The following is a 17,439-nucleotide window of genomic DNA, read 5'->3' on the forward strand; positions in this document are numbered from 1 at the left end:
CCAAAGTATTGTTTTTTAGATGATAAAAATAGATATCACAATGAAATCTCTCAGATTGATAGCTTATTGATTTAAAATTTATTAGTATTTAATCTGAATTATCTTATTTTAATGGAACTTACAGATTGCTATGAATTATAAAAGATCCTCTGTCATGGAAGAAAAAATGCAGCAGAATCGTGAGATGATTTTATTGTCAGCTCGCGAACTGGTGGCACAAGGAGGATTTAAAGACGCTCAAATTCAAGCAATCGCTGATCGAGCGGGTGTCTCAAGTGGTTTGGTTTACCGTTATTTTGAAAATAAAAATCAAGTACTGATTGAAGTTTTAAATGCTGCTATTCATATTGAAGTGAATATTTTGAATGATATTGCCCATACTGAATTAACTGCTGTTGAAAAATTGCATCGCGCAGTGACAACCTTTGTCAAAAGGGCGATGAATAGCCCGCGATTGTCATATTCCCTGTTGTTTGAACCTGTTGATCCACAATTCGAACTTGAGCGCTTTCAAAGCAAGCAATTGATTAAAGAAAGTATTATTAAAATTTTGACTGAAGGACGACACTCAGGTGAGTTTATATTTGAAGATTTAAATACCACCGCATTGTGTATCGTGGGAGCAATGACATTCGTCGTGATTGAACCCCTCAGTATTGCAAAAACAAAACGCTTCGATAAAACTTATAAAGAATATTTTGTTAAACAAATTGCAGATTTTTGTCTACAAGCCGTAAAAGTTAAACATAGTTAAACTCGAGTTCGTGCTGACCCTATCTTTAACTTCTTGACACAATGGTTTTGGTTGATTTTTGCTGAGTTTTTATCCAATCGCAGCATCAACCTGTGGCGAGTCTTACTTCTGATGAGGTGTAAGCTGCGAAACTCCGTAAGGCAATTATCTGCACAGCGCCATCATGTTTAGTGCAAAACTTGTCGACAGCCAAAAGTTAATCAGTAGCATAACAATATCTTAATAAAAGACCTTTTGGTTCGAAGAGATGTAGATGACATCTTTGGATATCATATTTCATCCTGAATTTTTATCGAACTCGTGTTACCTTAATTTCAGCGGGTTAATAATTCATCTATAAAATATCTTTTTTAAAACGTTGATTAGAAGGGGGGGGGAATTATGGCAAAGGATTTTAATGATCCAAGGGTGGTGGAAAGTTATGACGAGCATATCCGTAAATTAATCCCGGGTTATGAACTGTTTCATTTACAAGTCCATGCTTTGCTACAGACTTATGTACCTTCACAAGCCGATATTCTGGTAGTGGGATGCGGTACAGGGTATGAATTACAGTATTTGGCAGAGAAATTTCCACTTTGGAGATTTACTGCAATTGATCCTGCTCCAAATATGATTGAAAAAGCCAAACAGCATATTGACGATTCAGGGTTATCTTCTCGAATTGAATGTATCGTGGGGGATAGCTCAATACTGCAAAATATCACCACAACTTTTGATGCAGCCTTGGCAATTTTGGTCTCGCATTTTGTTCCTGTTGAAAGCAAACTAGTTTTTTTTAAAGATATTGCAAATAGCCTAAGCCATACAGGGATATGTTTAAGTGTAGAATTGACTCAATTTGAAAATAAACATGATTTGGACGCTTTAAAAACCTTGACCCTAGATTCAGGATTACATGAAAAGCAAATACAGGTCATGGCAGATCGCATTACTGATGATTTTGCTTTGGTGAGCGCAGAAAACATGACGGATCTTTACCGAAATGCTGGTTTTAGTTTCGTTAAAACTTTCGCACAAGTATCGAATTATTATGGTTTTATTGGATTCAAGTCTTCAATACGTTGATAAACTTTATATTATTAAATTTTAATTATATTTGTAGTCTACGATATCTATACTGGGGGATCAAAACCACTGTTTTTGAGTTAATCCCCGTATAGATTGATTCAAATTTACATGACTGTTATTTATCCTTTACGTCTTTTTCAGCCTCTTTCACCACATTGACATCATATAAATGTGCAAGTGCTGAAAGTAAGCGAATTTTAGGATCAGCCTTTGAAATGGTGATATTATGCTCTGCATCTATATCAATCAGTTTTTCAGCACTGAAATATTCCAGAATACATTCAATTTGGGTATCCACTTGAGTTTCATCCCATTTTAAGAAAAATGCTTTATGGATTGACGGATATTGTTCAATCACCTGTGAAAATAATTCAGATTTTGTAATTTTAAAATGCTGTTGCTCGGTATTTTGTTTTAATACTTTGGCAATCAGAGCAGGCAGAATAAAAGTGTGCAGGATGTTATTACTAAAATATTTCAGTAAACCGACCTGAAGATCACTGACTTTTACCCAGCGTTCATTGTCATGTTCAATCAACTCAACTTGTTTGAGTTTCATGGCATATTGAATGATTTCTTTGTTGGAGAGTTCCGTTATTTGCATACGCTCATCATAGTGATGGTGTTTCAATAAATTGCGGAATTGTTCCAAACGAACTAAAACTTCACGTTCAGCTAAGGCATGTGTAGGCGCATTTAACAATACCAGAGAAATCAAACTGATTGGATTGATCACCACAGCTTTGTTGATATTTTCCAAAATGTCGATTGCAACATCGTTTACACTGGCTTTGACACTGTCAGGGATCTCATCATGCAATCCGACATGTTGCGGTGCTTGATTTTTTAGCAGAATATCTTCAAGAAAAACAGGTTCACCCAAATTAACATGTACCACACCAAATACTTTTTCAATTTTTTGAATAGACTTTAATAAACCAAATAAGGATTCAGCCTGTTTCTTTTGACCGCCCAATTCCTTGATGTATGAACTGCCTTCAATGAGCTTTTCATAGCCGAAATAAGTTGGGATAAAAGCGATCGGTTTACTGTTTCCTCGTAGGTAACTTTGGATTGTCATTGCTAACATGCCTTTTTTAGGCGGTAATAATAATCCAGTACGGGAGCGCCCACCTTCAATGAAGTATTCCATCGGTGTGTTACGATTCAACATACTGTAGATATATTCTTTGAAAACAGCCGTGTATAGTGCATTGCCATTGAAACTACGGCGAATGAAGTAGGCACCTGCACCACGCATCAGTTGCCCAACCACAGGCATGTTCAGGTTAATGCCTGCCGCAATATGTGGAACCATCAGCCCACGGTTATAAATCACATAAGACAGTAATAAATAGTCAATGTGGCTACGGTGGCATGGGGTATAGACAATCTCGTAATCTTTGGCGAGTTCACGCACTGTATCAAAGTTATGTACTTCGATTCCATCATATAATTGGGTCCAAAGTTTGGTTAATGCAATCTCAGCAAAACGCAGCGTCGAGTAGGAAAAATCAGAAACGATTTCATCTAAATACTGATGTGCCAGATTTTCAGCTTCATTGATACTGATTTTTTTATGAATACTTTCATTAAGAATGGCTTCTTTTATCGCTTCAGTGGTCATCAATTTATTAATCACATTACGACGATCTGAAATATCAGGACCCAGAATAGCTTCTTTATAGCCATTAAACTGTTTATTCAGCTCAGTAACCACATAATGAGCAGGCGAGAAATTCGGTGTAAGTTCGATGGCTGAATTGATCAATTGACGCAGAGAAATTGCTTGATGGAACTCGATGTAATTGTCACGGCCATAAAGCGTGATGTTGAGCGCTTGTTTGATACCTGTCGGTTTTGCCCAAGCATCTGCCATCAGTGCTTTATACCAACTGTCCTCATTTTCAGGGGCACGTCCCCATAAAATCGTCGTCGGGATCAGCAATACATCCTGTTCAGGATGTTTCAATAAAAACTCAACCAGACGAATGATTTTATCTGGGTAATATGCCGATGCATTACTTTTTGTTGGCTCTAAAGTTATAAAAGAATCATCTTCTTGATAGTCGGAAGAAAGTTGAAGAGGTGCGAATGCAGGACTAAGCTTTCTTTTTTCAGTTTCATTATCAATCAAGACTTTATTTGATGTTGAATCATCTTGAATCACATAGCAAATTGGAAAATGTGCTGTATCTGGATCATTGATTGTATTTTCAAGTGTTTGTGTATCACCCAGAACTTGTGGGCTGACAATTTTATTTAAGATTTTTTTTGTAAATTGACGGTAAAATTTTTGATAAGCACTGCTTGCCATAATCTTCTCTTCAGATGAGTTATAGGGTTATTATGCTTGAAATAATATACAAATATATACTTTGATTTGCTGACAATTCAGTCAAATACATTGCATAAAAACTAAACTTATGATTTATATAAGTAAACTGTTTGATTGTTGCTATAATTAAATTCAGTTACTGAATATCAAAGTGTCATGCCACAGCATTGTGATAGATTGATATAAACTCATTTAAATTCAAGGAAAGACCATGTCTACAGATCCAAATTTCCCCAACACAGAAAATCGAGGTATCGCAGTATATGCCAACAATGCTGAATCCATTGGCAATACACCGTTAATTCGTATCAATCGTCTGATTACAGGTGGAGCAACTGTTTTAGCAAAAACAGAAAGCCGTAATCCTGCATTTTCTGTCAAAGACCGCATTGGTGCAGCATTGATTGCTGATGCAGAAGCCAAGGGACTTTTAAAAAAAGGCATGCACATTGTTGAACCAACCAGTGGCAATACCGGGATTGCACTGGCATTTGTAGCAGCAGCAAAAGGTTATGAAATCACGTTAACCATGCCTGCCAGCATGAGTATTGAGCGTCGTAAAGTATTAAAAGCCTTAGGTGCGAATTTAATTTTAACTGAGCCTGCAAAAGGGATGAAAGGTGCAGTCGAAGAAGCCGTGCGTTTAGCTACAGAGCAACCAGAAAAATATTACTTACCGCAACAGTTTGAAAATCCAGCCAATCCTAAAATCCATGAAACAACTACAGGTCCCGAGATTTGGGCAGCCACCGCAGGTAAAGTTGATATTCTTGTGGCTGGTGTCGGTACTGGCGGAACGATTTCAGGAATCTCCAGTTATTTTGAAAATGTCAAAAATCAAGCGATTCACTCAGTTGCGGTTGAACCTGCTGACTCTCCAATCATTGGACAAATCAAGCGCGGTGAAACCTTAACCCCTGGTCCACATAAAATACAGGGTATCGGCGCAAACTTTATTCCTAAAAATTTAAACCTAGATTTGGTCGATGAAGTGATTGCTATTGAAAACCAAGTTGCCATTGATTTTGCACGCAAAAGTGCAACTCAGGAAGGTATTTTTGTGGGGATTTCCAGTGGCGCGGCATTAGCAGCAGCGGCACAATTGGCAGCTCGTCCTGAAAATGCAGGAAAAACAATTGTGGTGATTTTACCTGATGCGGGCGAACGCTATTTGTCTTCAGTGCTATTTGAAGATATTTCTGCAGATTAAGTTCTCCTAAGTTGAATCGTATACCGCTGCTGTTCTAGGTTGCATCGACTATAAATTAAGCCCTCTCAAGCATGACAAAGAGAGGGCTTAATTTGTTGATAGATAAATTTTACTGTTAGATTTCTACAAGGAAGATTTTAACTGTTTTTCATGCTGCTTCACTTGTTTGGCATATCTTTTCCCTTGGCGTTTCATCTTACGGTTTGTTTCGTAATTTGTCGGTCCCACATTGTAATAAGCCAATGCTTTTTTCCAGCTTCCTGCAGATTGGTTGTATTTTGCTAAAATCATGGTTCCACATCGCACATTGGTATATTCATCGAATAAATCTCCAGGGCATGCTTGTTGCCAGAAACGTGGCATTATCTGTGTTAAACCAACTGCACCTGATGGAGAAGTGACATAACTGCGGTAACTGGATTCCTGGCGAATTGTAGCTGCAATCAGTAATGGATCGACATTATATTGATCTGCACTTTGTACAATAAAAGGTGAGACTCTATTTGCAATATCTGGGGAAACTGAATAAGCCTTCTGTATGCCTGTCGAAAGTTTGGCTGCGCGTTTTTGCACAGAGCCGCCGCCTAAAGAAGAGCATGCTGTGATTGCAAGGGTTACACAAATTGTAGAAATTATTTTTAACTGATACTGAAAATTCAAAACAAAACCAATAACTGCGAATCCGAGATTGTTCAAGATGTTAAGTGTCGAATGTTGAGCTGTCAATCTGACAACCTCTGTAGATTTATTCTTGATTTGTATCTCCGTCTTTGAATGGTCTATTATTTAACCATAATTGTTCTAAAGGCAGTTTGTTTCAGCAATAACGTTTTTTTAAGAAGAATTTATCGAAGCGATTGAAAAATATAAAATGATACAAAAGTCAGATTAAAAAAGCATAAGCTCATATTTTTCTCGAAATGATTGTAAAAGCGCAGCATCTTGTTATATCAAAGATTATTGAGAAATCAGATCATTTATAATTCATGAATTGTCATGGTAATTTCATATTTTGATCATAAAAGTTTCAAAAACATAGCGGAAAATCGGGGAGCTTTCTCTACATTGGTGTAATTGCTATGAATCAGGATATTTTTTCACCGCTTTACACATCACTGCAAACATCACAGGTACAGCTGTTGCCATTGCAGGCAGAACATGCACTGGCATTGATGGATGTATGTAAGGATGGAAAGTTATGGGAGTTGGACTATACCTCGGTACCACACTACTCGCAGATGCAGACATATATCGCAAAAGCCCTTGAGCAAAAATCACAAGGTTTACGTGTTCCATTTGTGGTTTTCGATCAACATACACAGCGAATTGTCGGTACAACCAGTTTTAGAGATTTTCTCTGGGATGTACGTCGTGTTGAAATTGGTTATACATGGTATGGCGAGTCTGTACAACGTAGTCATATCAATACCAGTTGTAAATTTCTGCTCCTTCAGTACGCTTTTGAAACTTTACACGCCAATTCAGTTGCATTACGTACGGATATTCGCAATTTCAAAAGCCAAAAAGCAATCGAACGATTGGGCGCCCAGCGTGATGGGATTTTGCGTCAGGATGCCTTAAGAAAAGATGGATCAGTACGTGATACAGTCATGTATAGTATTTTAAAAGAAGAATGGCTGGAAGTGAAACAGCATTTGACTCAATTATTATCTCGTTAAGTGATTGATAATTTTTATTTTTTGATTGACATGAATGCTGATTAATTTTTCTGTCTAGCTGCAATCGATATGTAAGCCATGTTGTCGGCAATGGATGCATTGAAACAGATAGCCTGTGAAATCACCTTCGATCATGAGGTGATCACGTATTAGCTGTGATAGATAGCCATTTTCTTCGATATCGGCTTTAACTTCATTCCAATCGGTTTGAGCATTTCAATATCAGCATAAGCGATAAACTGACGTGGCGCATTGCAATGCACGAGCCAAACTTCTTGTTGCCAACGATGACAACTTGGTGTTCATCTACAGATCTCATCTAAAAATTCAGGATTGATTTTTGGAAATGCATCATTTGGATTTGAAGACACTCCTTCAATGCTGCAGTAATCATTGTATTCTCCAGCATATTTCTGTGCTGCTGCGCCGTTGGCAATACATCATGGACAGATATAGTCGGGTTCATCTACGCTATAGAAAGAACCTATGTACTTTAAATCACGTTGTTGATTGCAAATCGAACACCTACCGATTTGTTTTTCAAATAGATCAAGTCTGTATGCATTGGGATGATATTTAAATTGAGGGTAATCCATATTTTTTTAATTCTTTTCTCTAAATGTTTTTACCGACCTAAGACTAGCAATAAAATTCTACACGAAAACTTTCGATTAGTTCAGGTGGTACCCGTGTTGTCTGTCCATTGGTCCGCATAAATAATTCGCCTTTATAATATAAAGGACGATCGGACTTATTACACTTGAACACCAGTACTGTTTTTCCCTGGATCTGTATTTCTTCCAATGTCGTGTAAATATTTGAGATTTTATTGCTTTCATGTGCAAGCTTGTCTATCAAACTTCTTTTCATTAAATCAAGTGAATCATTAAAATGTTCGGCAAGTTCTTGTTCAACTCCCACTATTTTTAGATCGTCTGCTACACCAATAAATACATAACCATTTCGTGTATTCATAAAGGCAAAACAGGCTTTGACCCATTTATCAGATTTACGATTGGTCAGTAAATCTGTGGTACGTTCTTTAAATTCAACCCTTTGATTTTCACCAAGCTGTATCAAGTTCAAATAGAAGTCGGAATGAGCATTCTGTTGGTAATTTTTTAGAGTGTTTTTAATTTTTTCCAGTGATTTGTAGGCAGTTACAGTTTCGAGATTATGAATGTCCTGCCACTGATAAATAAGTTTGGTTTTCAACTCAGTGAGCACTTTGGGATCTGCAATATATTCGAAACTTGCACTAAGCTGCTGTAAAATTTCTCTATAAATCTCATGACTTGAAACAGGAATGGAAATTTTATTAAAAGTATCTCTGATTTTTTCCAATTTTTTATGCACTTCAAACGGGTCTTGATAAAAACTTAAATATTTTAATTCATTTAAAATGTGTTCATACGGGCGATGAAAGGAGCTTGGAAAAAGTTGTTTGGGCGGGATATGAATATATTTTTCAATCTGTTGAAAATAATGTCTAAGTGTTGGATATTTTAAAGCTTGATAAATGTTGATTTCAAACTTATCAGAAAAGGGGGTAGTGGTGTAAGCTTGAAAAAATAGTAAAGTTTGGATCTCTTTGTATTTATTGGGGTAATCATGCCAATGAGTTTCTAGAAACTCATTAAAATTCTTAAACTTATTGGTGATATACATGTTCAAATCCATAGCAACACCTTTTATCCTCTATCATTTGGTGTTCGGTATTTACAACAAATATGTCATCAGACTATTTATATATACTTATATATAAGTGAAATAGGGCAGGAAATAAAGTGTAATGATTTAAATCGTATATTTAAAGTTGTTAGAAAATATAACAAATATTTCAATTTGATGAATAAACACTGAGTGCGGTGTTGGATATTTAAGGGGCGATTTTTGGTATAGCCAAACTTGGATTCACAATAAATGACTCTAAACGAGCTTTTAAGGATGTTGCCCGCTCAGGTACATAAGGAAGAGCAACTTCTGCTAGTTTTTTCACGAGTTCTAAATTACCAGCTGCGCCTGAGACATAGCATAAAGTACACATTTCACTTGGATGTACGGGTTTTTGGATTGCCAAAGTTACTTTTTTGATGAAATCTTCAGGCCATTGCGCCATTTCTCCAAAAAAAAGCTGACTCTGACGATCCCATTCAGAAACTAAAAATTCAACCATTTGTGCTGCATCTTGCGCTGACTGTGTATATGACCAATCACTGTCATAATCATTCATCAAGCCTGAAAGAATTGAACCACGCCACGCGCAATCATAATCACGCATTTTCTCAATCTCTAAACCTTTGCCGGTACAGCCCATTACATATTCACCCAATGAAATGAGATGTATGCCTAGATTAATTTGAAAGCAATGCCTTTTTTTGAAATGCTGAATATCTACAATTCGAATCACTTCACCATCCACTTGCCAAAATACATCAGCTTTTTGGGTAAAACCCTGTGCTTTTAAAAGCGGATAGAATTGGGTGCGTAACTGTTTGGAAATAAATTTTTTATCCATATCGAATATCACCCAATTTGAGTCGAACGGGTCAGAAAATGCTAACTTTGGACAACATAACCAAATAAACCCACTAGGCTTCCATTTGCGGTCAAGCCTAATGCCAGTCTAGGTAAGACACAACCTGTAATCACTGTTCCATGAGGATAGTCTTTGCGATCGATCTGTTCCAACTGCATTGCGTCACCAATACGGATAAAGGCAGAATCAATAAAATCATTCTGCTGAGTAAACCATTCTTTCATTTTTTTCCAAGGTTCAAAGTAGCTTGGTGGCGATTCTTCACCATCTTGTTCAACTTCTTTCCACCACAAGGTTTTTGACGTCATTGGTTCTACAGTAATTGTTGCAAGTGGAAAAATGGTGTTGGCGAATGACTGATAAATCAATTCAGGGGTAATCTTTTTAACAGGGACTTTTTGCTGATGCACAATATAGAAAGGGTGAAAATAATCACCGGAATTTGATCCCATGCCCACTTCTACATTTGCCATAATCTTGGCGATTTCGGAACTGAGATTTTGGCATAATCCCAATTCATTTTGATCAATCGTGTGATTTGGGCTTGCTGGATATTTTGTAATTGTTCCATCATTATAGACTTGGGTAAAACGCGAAAGAATATTGTTTGGCCATTCATCGTGGTCTGAACCAACATCATGGTTCTGCATGCATGGTGATAATACCGTTAATTTCTCAGGATCGAGTGCAAGTGCCATATTCATTATTTTTTCCCGATCATATTTTAATTGCTAATCATAGAGACGATATATCCCGCTAAAACGCTCACAACCTTTTTGTTGTGTAGAAACAGATAAAATTGCTTTTTGAAAGTTTAAAGTGTATTTACAGTCATGTTCATTGTCTAAGATTTCATTCTTTTTTTCTGGAGTCGTGTAAGCCAACAATGAAATTGTTTGGGCTTCTTTACGGTTGTTCGGATTTCGGTATGCAATGCCCTCTACTTTAATACGATCCTTGCTCAACTGATGGATTTGTAAATGAATCGGCTGTTCTGCAATTTTACCATGTTGGTATTTAATAAAGTGCTGAGTGAGGCTTTGATTCATGGATGTGTAAAAATTTAAATCTTCAAGACGAATATCGAACTGCTGTTTGAAACAATCTGAAGTTTTACATTGGCGTAAACGGTTAAGCCAAAGATGGTGGGTATCATTTATCAAACGTACTGGTGCATCTGTGACTAGATAGGTGGTGAGGTAACTTTCATTGAGTTGTTCACGAAGTTCTTTGTATTGTGGACTACACAGTTTCTTGAATAAAGCAGCGTCTTGATGTTTACAGTCTACAGGGAGTGCATAAACAGCAGACGTGCTGATACAGCTCAAAATGAGACCAGACAAGAGCGTTTTAATTTGATTAAATTCTGTATTCAACAGCATGATCGCTTATACTTTCACAATGTTTGCATACGTACTATAGCGAAAGAGAAAGTACGAATACAAGATTTTTAAAACTTAAAAACTGCATAAAGGGAGTTGAAAATGAGCGTACCGATTCGTATAGGGCAAGGAATGGATGTGCACGCCTTTGAAGAAGGTAACTTTGTCACTTTGGCAGGTATTCAAATTCCTCATTCTCATGGCTTAAAAGCACATTCAGATGGTGATGTTGTGTTGCATGCGCTGTGTGATGCTTTATTAGGGGCATTGGCGTTGGGTGATATTGGTCAGCATTTTCCTGATACAGATCCTGAATTTAAAGGTGCTGATAGTCGTAAACTATTAAAACATGTCTATCAGTTAGTTTTAGATCGTGGCTATGTGTTGAACAATGCGGATATTACAGTGGCTTGTGAACGTCCAAAATTAGCCAAGCATAATTTGGAAATGCGCCAGAGTATTGCAGATGTACTGGATGTTGAAATCACGCAGATTAGCATTAAAGCAACCACGACAGAAAAGTTAGGTTTTACAGGACGTCAGGAAGGAATATTGTCAACAGCAACAGTTTTGATTTCACATCAAACCCATATATAAGACATCATAAGTGAATTCAGATGATTTTCTTTTAATGAGGATTTAAATACGGTAAGGGGGCAGGTATTCGGTATCTGCTCTTTTAAGCTAGATATAGCGACAGCAATCCTTTCAGAGTGAATTCAACAGAATTATTCTCTATTTGCATATAACATGTGGCGATAAAGATTGAGCAAATGACTGGTTTGTAACAGTTTAACGTTCAAAAGATAAAAATATAAAGTGCAAGATATGTGTAATTGGAGCGACTTTTTGAATTTTAGGTACAAAAAAAGCCCTGTAAAGGGCTCTTTTTACATGCATAAATTAGTTAGCTAAAGCTTTAACTTGTGCATTTAAACGGCTCTTATGACGAGCAGCTTTGTTTTTATGGATGATACCTTTATCAGCCATACGGTCAATTACTGGAACCGCAGCTTTATAAGCTTCAGTTGCAGCAGCATATTCACCAGTAGCGATTGCAGCGATTGTGCGTTTGATATAAGTACGTACCATAGAACGCAAGCTTGCGTTGTGTTTGCGTGCTTTAACGTTTTGACGAGCACGTTTTTTTGCTTGAGCAGAGTTTGCCACTCGTGCACTCCTTGATTAGATTGGTCTGGGCGGGCTGAAATCACATCTGAAAACCAACATCAGAGGATTATCACCAGCCCGTAAACAAGTGCCATATTGTGATTAAACAGGTCGGCAAAGTCAAGTCTTGACATGCTTTGACAACATTTTTGTTGAAGAAAAATTTGAAATAAAACGTTAGATTAGTAGTAAATCAAGGAGATTGTTTAAAAAATGACTAATTCGATAAAAAATGCGATTGTGATTGGAGCAACAGGTTTAGTCGGTCAATGTTTAATTGAGCAACTCAATTCATTGACAGAATGCGAAAAAATTACGGTGGTTGTTCGCCGTCAAAATCCTGAATTTAATCTATACAAAAAAGTTGAGCAATTTGTTTTGGAGGATTTTCTGTTATTAAATGATCAAGATGTAAGTGGCTATAGCCATGCATTTAGCTGCTTGGGGACGACCATTAAAAAAGCGGGTTCCAAAGAAGCTTTTTACAATATTGATTTTGAAATTAATGCCCATTTTGCAGATTTATTTGAAACAACAGAAACACATTTGATTTTAGTCAGTGCTATGGGCGCGAACGCGAATGCGCCAATTTTTTATAACAGAGTTAAGGGTGAGCTTGAGACCTATATTCAACAGCTAGATTTATATCGTTTTTCAATCATTCGTCCATCTTTGTTGTTGGGTGACAGAAATGAAAAGCGTTTTTTTGAGGATATTTCACAAAAGCTTTATAGAAAATTTTCACATTTAGTCCCCAACTCCTTTAAATATAAGCCAGTGACAGCACAGCAAGTGGCTCATACTATGGTCGAGGCTGCACAAACGCAAACTCATAAAGTTGAAATTTATGATAATTTACATATACAGAATGCCTAATTAGGGAGAAATAACGTGACAACAGTACCTTTTGTAACCTGTGATTTACTCGATGACAATCCAGATAAAGAAATTCAAACGCTGATCCCTTCATTAGATGGCAAATTCTTTAAAAGCTATGGGGCACGCAAAAGTTTTGGTGGTCAAATCGTGACAGTGAAGTGTTTTGAAGATAACTCTCGTGTAAAAGAGCTATTGGCGACAGAGGGTGCTGGTAAAGTCCTGGTTGTGGATGGTGGGGCATCCATGCGCTGTGCATTAATGGGCGATATGATTGCTGAATCTGCTGTAAAACATCATTGGAATGGTGTCATTATTTATGGCTGTGTTCGTGATGTGGACGCGCTTGCTGAACTTGATCTGGGTGTACATGCATTGGCTTCAATTCCACAAAAAAGTCATCGTAAAGGCATAGGCGAAGTCGATATTCCTCTATATTTTGGCAATGTAAGCTTTAATTCTGGTGATTATGTTTATGCAGACAACAACGGAATTGTGGTTTCAAAAGAAAAACTAGTGGATTTATAGGCACTTTATAAAAATGTAGAGTGACTGCTCGAGGGTAGCAAAATGGTACATCATCAAATTAAAGTCGTACAAGCATTGGCTTCAACGCTGACTGGAGGAGGACGAGGGGTTACTGGAACAGCATTTCCCAATCAACCTGAAAAGTCCTTAAAGCTTTATGAGTTTGAAGGTTGTCCATTTTGCCGCCGTGTCAGAGAAGTGATGACTACATTAAATCTGGATTACGAAGTTTATCCATGTCCTAAAGGGGGAACCAAATACCGTAAGATTGTCAAAGAAAATGGTGGAAAATTACGTTTTCCTTATTTTGTTGATGAAAACACTGGAACAGCCATGTATGAATCAGTGGCGATTATTGATTATTTATTCAAGCATTATGGAAAAAGCGGTAAAACACCAAAAAAATATGCACATTATCCCCGATATCCAGTGATTGCTTTGGCGGGAACAGTGATCAATGGCGCACGTGGCGTATGGGTAAACCCAAAAATTATTGATCGAGCTGCACCTGAAAAGCTGTTAAATTTATGGGGCTTTGAAGCAAGTCCATATACAAGAATTGTGCGTTGCGTATTAACAGAACTGGAAATTCCATTTGTATTTCATAATGTCGCTAAAGAGTGTTGGCAAGATCAGGGTCCTGCGGCTTTACGTTTAAAACCGGGTAAATATGTACCCCTCAAGGGTGGAAAGCGTGAAAAAATTGTTCCTGTGATGGGACGTGTCAAGCAAGATATTCAAGTGCCGTATTTGGAGGACCCAAATACGGGAGCAAAACTGTTTGAATCAGAATCTATCGTCAATTATCTGCAAAAACAGTATGGCTAATTCAAATATATCAAAGCGCCTTTTCTAAGGTGCTTTGTACAAAGAGATCAATGTGGGTATAGCTGAAAATTATATTGAATATAAAAATCATGTCAGTGCATTGGAAAATGATGCTCACTATAAAAAGCAGGTTTTGAGAATTCAACAGATTGTTTACCAGCGTCAGTTGGTATCCTGTATGAATGATTCAACATGGATCAAGCTTCTTGACGCCATAAACGGTTTAGATTTTCCACCAGCTTTTATGGCTAAACTGCTAAAAGATCCAATTGATCAACACGCTGAAACACAGTTCTTAAATACCGTTCCGTGGTACTTTGGTGATTGGCAACCCTTTTATCAGGAAGGCATACCGATTTTTATCAGTATTGAGTATTTGATCGTAAAACCGATGTTAATTGAACATCAAGGACGTTTAATTGCTGCCAAAATTTTAGATCAGACGGATCGATTTCGAAATGTGTTAAAGCGTTTGAATGTGATGTATCAGGAATATGAACCCAATGGCGGTTTTAAGATTTATGGGTACAGATAGGAAAACATTATTTATGGATAAGTCTCTTATCTCCTAAGTGTGTTGATTATGTATTTTAAAATATACCGAATCAGGATTTTGTTGCCGCTTAAACGATCGATACTAGAGAAAATTATTATAATTACGCGGATAAAACTTAAGCTTAAAAACAGTCTATGTTAGATTGTAACCAATAAAATATACTTGAGAACTGGAATGACTTTAACTCGAATTCAACCTGTGATAAATCGCCCAGGAGAAAATGCCTTATTTATTGTATTAGGTTTAAAACAAGGGACTGAAGTTGTCGATACGGTGATTGATTTCGCAGCTAACTTTTCTGCATTCACACGCAGTTTGAGCAACCGTTATCCTGATGAACAATTCAGTGCTGTATTGGGCTTTGGTGCACGTGCTTGGGATTGTTTATTTCCAAATCAACCTAAGCCACAAGAATTAGAGACATTTAAAGAAATACAAGGACCTAAATATACCGCAGTATCAACTGATGGCGATTTGTTCTTCCATATCCGCGCAAATCGCCAAGCCTTATGCTTTGAACTGGCAGACATCATCAATACTCAATTAAAAGAGGTGAGTTATCCGATTGATGAAGTGAATGGTTTTCGATATTTCGACGGTCGTGCGATTATTGGCTTTGTGGATGGTACTGAGAATCCTGAAACGGAAATTGCTGCAGAATATGCTTTAGTGGGTGATGAAGACCCCCTATTTAAAGGTGGCAGTTATGCCTTCATTCAAAAATATATGCACGATATGGATAAGTGGCGTGAGTTAAGTGATGAAGAACAAGAAAAAGTGATTGGACGGAAAAAGTTTAATGACGTTGAATTGGGAGATGATGTCAAGCCGAAAACGGCACACAATGTGGTTAGTAAAGCACATGATGATCAAGGCAATGAATTAAAAATCATGCGTGCCAATATGCCTTTTTCCAATCCATCAAAGAACGAATATGGTACTTTCTTTATTGGCTACGCCCGTAAGTTTAGTGTCACGCGTCAAATGTTGGAGCATATGTTTCAAGGAGATGATGAAGGAAACTTAGATCGTCTGCTTGATTTTAGTACGGCTGTGACAGGAACATTATTCTTCGTGCCTACTGTAGATTTCTTGGATAACCTGGGTGATGAATAAATCATCAGGTTGTATGAGCGATAAAAGGGCGTAAAAACGTCCTTTTTACAGCGATGTTTAGCTTAATTTGTTAAGATATGGTCTTCTATTGTTTACTGGTTGAGTTTTAAACATGTTGACGAAGATAGCCGCTTTATTTAAAAACAATAAAAACTCAGCTGAACAAGCTTTTTTACAGCAACATCACATTCAAATTGATGCTGAAAACGGTTTTGTGGTTGATGGCATTGTTGTAAATGTGGAGCTGGCTGAAAGACTCGAATACTTTTCTAACCGTAAACTGAATAATTTTGATGATTTGCAGACATTGTTTTATAAAGCAATCTTGATCAATGAAAAGATTGATTTAGAAATTGCCTCTGGTCGTTATGTAACGAGATTAGGCAATACCGAAGAAAACTTAAAGCAGTTTAAAGAGATTGTTCGGAAACTAAACGATTACTATAAAGAGTTTAAGAGAGAAAAATAGATTATGGTCGGGATATTGAAATTTTATCTTGATTTTTAAGTTAAGATTGAGCGGGCATAAGGCATAGACTCCGCAAGCAAACGAAAGAGAATAGCGGAACTATTTTCAGGTTCCATAACGTAGGCTGAGATAATTTTAGCCACAATCGTGAGCCAGAGCAAAGCGTGGCTTTGTTTGCGGCACAAGGCGTAGGGGGAACAAGCGTATTGTTGCAGCTTCGCATGATCTTGCGAAAACAGTGTCTATCCTTATTTGGAATGACTAAATTGCATGTTTCGCGTCTAGTATCGTCTAAAAAACATGCCTTGCCCAAACGACCAATTATCAACAGACCCTATACGAATAGGAAAGATAGACCATGTTAACTGCAAAAAATTGGGCTGAGATCGTTGAACAAGCTGGTGAGTTTATTGAATTTTTAAAAGGTGATAATTTTTTCAGTCAGCCTTATACAACAGATAGAGATTATTGTGTCATCACCGATGTTGATCTGGCGATGAATTTTTCAACGGACAGGAGTTGGGATAAATTTACAGATTGGGAAACAGTCGTTGATTCACAGTTTCCTGAAGATTTTGATTGGCAATTGAACTCAAGAATTAACTATCAATTACAGCAAAACAATTATTACGACTTGTTCACAAAAAATTTAAATGGATTACTTGAAAAGTGGACAACATTTGATGGTCAAGCAATCGCAGAAGAATTAATCATGCATGATATTGCTTATATTTTGAATTGTTATGCAAATCGCTATTTCCCACCTATATGGCAAGAGATTTTACAGGTTTATTATGCAGGTGGTTTACCTTGTGGCTGGAATGGATTTTATCCTGATGGAAAAATGGTCGTGTTTAGTCATCAATCGAATAAATTGAACAAATAAAATCACTGAACTCAACAAAGTCATCATGTTAAACTAT

The 17,439-nt window shown here is 37.1% G+C and carries 19 protein-coding genes; 12 read left to right on the forward strand and 7 right to left on the reverse strand.

What is annotated here, in order from left to right; all coding sequences use genetic code 11:
• Positions 1 to 130 precede the first annotated feature (130 nt).
• A complete protein-coding gene (locus tag IMO47_RS17915) occupies positions 131 to 754 on the forward strand; it encodes a TetR/AcrR family transcriptional regulator (protein ID WP_196076796.1) in 624 nt (207 codons plus the stop codon).
• A gap of 381 nt (positions 755 to 1,135) precedes the next feature.
• The gene (locus tag IMO47_RS17920; protein WP_196076797.1) at positions 1,136 to 1,822 is read left to right on the forward strand and encodes a class I SAM-dependent methyltransferase; all 687 of its coding nucleotides are present in this window, start codon (positions 1,136 to 1,138) and stop codon (positions 1,820 to 1,822) included.
• A gap of 118 nt (positions 1,823 to 1,940) precedes the next feature.
• Here the strand turns inward: IMO47_RS17920 and plsB are convergent, their stop codons facing one another.
• Positions 1,941 to 4,142: a glycerol-3-phosphate 1-O-acyltransferase PlsB gene (plsB, locus tag IMO47_RS17925; RefSeq protein WP_196076798.1), complete on the reverse strand. Its 2,202-nt coding sequence runs from the start codon at positions 4,140 to 4,142 to the stop codon at positions 1,941 to 1,943.
• Positions 4,143 to 4,374: 232 nt separating this feature from the next.
• Between plsB and cysK the strand changes: the two genes are divergently transcribed.
• Positions 4,375 to 5,373 carry a cysteine synthase A gene (cysK, locus tag IMO47_RS17930; RefSeq protein ID WP_196076799.1) on the forward strand — a complete coding sequence of 333 codons (999 nt, stop codon included), beginning with the start codon at positions 4,375 to 4,377 and terminating at the stop codon, positions 5,371 to 5,373.
• 123 nt (positions 5,374 to 5,496) lie between these two features.
• Here cysK and IMO47_RS17935 read toward each other — a convergent pair whose 3' ends face one another.
• A complete protein-coding gene (locus IMO47_RS17935) occupies positions 5,497 to 6,033 on the reverse strand; it encodes a transglycosylase SLT domain-containing protein (protein ID WP_196076817.1) in 537 nt (178 codons plus the stop codon).
• 419 nt (positions 6,034 to 6,452) lie between these two features.
• On the opposite strand from IMO47_RS17935, the gene IMO47_RS17940 reads away from it, so the two are divergent.
• Positions 6,453 to 7,052 (forward strand): GNAT family protein, encoded by a 600-nt coding sequence (locus IMO47_RS17940; protein ID WP_196076800.1) that lies wholly within the window; start codon positions 6,453 to 6,455, stop codon positions 7,050 to 7,052.
• Between the two features lie 639 nt (positions 7,053 to 7,691).
• Here the strand turns inward: IMO47_RS17940 and IMO47_RS17950 are convergent.
• From IMO47_RS17950 to IMO47_RS17965, 4 genes are all read right to left on the reverse strand, one after another.
• On the reverse strand, positions 7,692 to 8,732 hold the full coding sequence (locus tag IMO47_RS17950) for an ATP-binding protein (protein WP_196076801.1): 1,041 nt from the start codon (positions 8,730 to 8,732) through the stop codon (positions 7,692 to 7,694).
• Between the two features lie 199 nt (positions 8,733 to 8,931).
• Positions 8,932 to 9,570 carry a DUF4304 domain-containing protein gene (locus tag IMO47_RS17955; RefSeq protein ID WP_196076802.1) on the reverse strand — a complete coding sequence of 213 codons (639 nt, stop codon included), beginning with the start codon at positions 9,568 to 9,570 and terminating at the stop codon, positions 8,932 to 8,934.
• Between the two features lie 41 nt (positions 9,571 to 9,611).
• A complete protein-coding gene (locus IMO47_RS17960) occupies positions 9,612 to 10,295 on the reverse strand; it encodes a hypothetical protein (RefSeq protein ID WP_196076803.1) in 684 nt (227 codons plus the stop codon).
• A 27-nt stretch (positions 10,296 to 10,322) separates the two neighbouring features.
• Positions 10,323 to 10,973 carry a hypothetical protein gene (locus tag IMO47_RS17965; protein ID WP_196076804.1) on the reverse strand — a complete coding sequence of 217 codons (651 nt, stop codon included), beginning with the start codon at positions 10,971 to 10,973 and terminating at the stop codon, positions 10,323 to 10,325.
• 102 nt (positions 10,974 to 11,075) lie between these two features.
• Here IMO47_RS17965 and ispF point away from each other — a divergent pair, with 102 nt between their 5' ends.
• Complete coding sequence (gene ispF / locus IMO47_RS17970) at positions 11,076 to 11,570, forward strand: 2-C-methyl-D-erythritol 2,4-cyclodiphosphate synthase (protein WP_196076805.1); 495 nt, start codon at positions 11,076 to 11,078, stop codon at positions 11,568 to 11,570.
• Positions 11,571 to 11,876: 306 nt separating this feature from the next.
• Here the strand turns inward: ispF and rpsT are convergent, their stop codons facing one another.
• Positions 11,877 to 12,143: a 30S ribosomal protein S20 gene (gene rpsT / locus IMO47_RS17975; RefSeq protein WP_004720657.1), complete on the reverse strand. Its 267-nt coding sequence runs from the start codon at positions 12,141 to 12,143 to the stop codon at positions 11,877 to 11,879.
• 213 nt (positions 12,144 to 12,356) lie between these two features.
• On the opposite strand from rpsT, the gene IMO47_RS17980 reads away from it, so the two are divergent.
• The 7 genes from IMO47_RS17980 to IMO47_RS18010 all read left to right on the forward strand — a co-directional run bounded on the left by IMO47_RS17980 (position 12,357) and on the right by IMO47_RS18010 (position 17,402).
• Positions 12,357 to 13,019, forward strand: a complete 663-nt coding sequence (locus IMO47_RS17980) for a nucleoside-diphosphate sugar epimerase (RefSeq protein ID WP_196076806.1) — start codon at positions 12,357 to 12,359, stop codon at positions 13,017 to 13,019.
• A gap of 15 nt (positions 13,020 to 13,034) precedes the next feature.
• Positions 13,035 to 13,547 carry a ribonuclease E activity regulator RraA gene (gene rraA / locus IMO47_RS17985; RefSeq protein WP_196076807.1) on the forward strand — a complete coding sequence of 171 codons (513 nt, stop codon included), beginning with the start codon at positions 13,035 to 13,037 and terminating at the stop codon, positions 13,545 to 13,547.
• Positions 13,548 to 13,589: 42 nt separating this feature from the next.
• Complete coding sequence (locus tag IMO47_RS17990) at positions 13,590 to 14,375, forward strand: glutathione S-transferase N-terminal domain-containing protein (protein WP_196076808.1); 786 nt, start codon at positions 13,590 to 13,592, stop codon at positions 14,373 to 14,375.
• Positions 14,376 to 14,427: 52 nt separating this feature from the next.
• Positions 14,428 to 14,910, forward strand: coding sequence for a DUF6678 family protein (locus tag IMO47_RS17995; RefSeq protein WP_196076809.1), 483 nt, complete (start codon positions 14,428 to 14,430; stop codon positions 14,908 to 14,910).
• A gap of 195 nt (positions 14,911 to 15,105) precedes the next feature.
• Positions 15,106 to 16,047, forward strand: coding sequence for a Dyp-type peroxidase (locus tag IMO47_RS18000; RefSeq protein ID WP_196076810.1), 942 nt, complete (start codon positions 15,106 to 15,108; stop codon positions 16,045 to 16,047).
• Between the two features lie 112 nt (positions 16,048 to 16,159).
• Entirely contained in the window at positions 16,160 to 16,516 is a 357-nt protein-coding gene (locus IMO47_RS18005; RefSeq protein WP_196076811.1) for a hypothetical protein, read from the forward strand.
• Positions 16,517 to 16,874: 358 nt separating this feature from the next.
• Entirely contained in the window at positions 16,875 to 17,402 is a 528-nt protein-coding gene (locus tag IMO47_RS18010; protein ID WP_196076812.1) for a hypothetical protein, read from the forward strand.
• Positions 17,403 to 17,439 lie beyond the last annotated feature (37 nt).

This window comes from Acinetobacter sp. Res13-Abat-PEC15-P4-01 (genome assembly GCF_015676285.1).
Taxonomy (GTDB): Bacteria; Pseudomonadota; Gammaproteobacteria; order Pseudomonadales; family Moraxellaceae; genus Acinetobacter; species Acinetobacter nematophilus.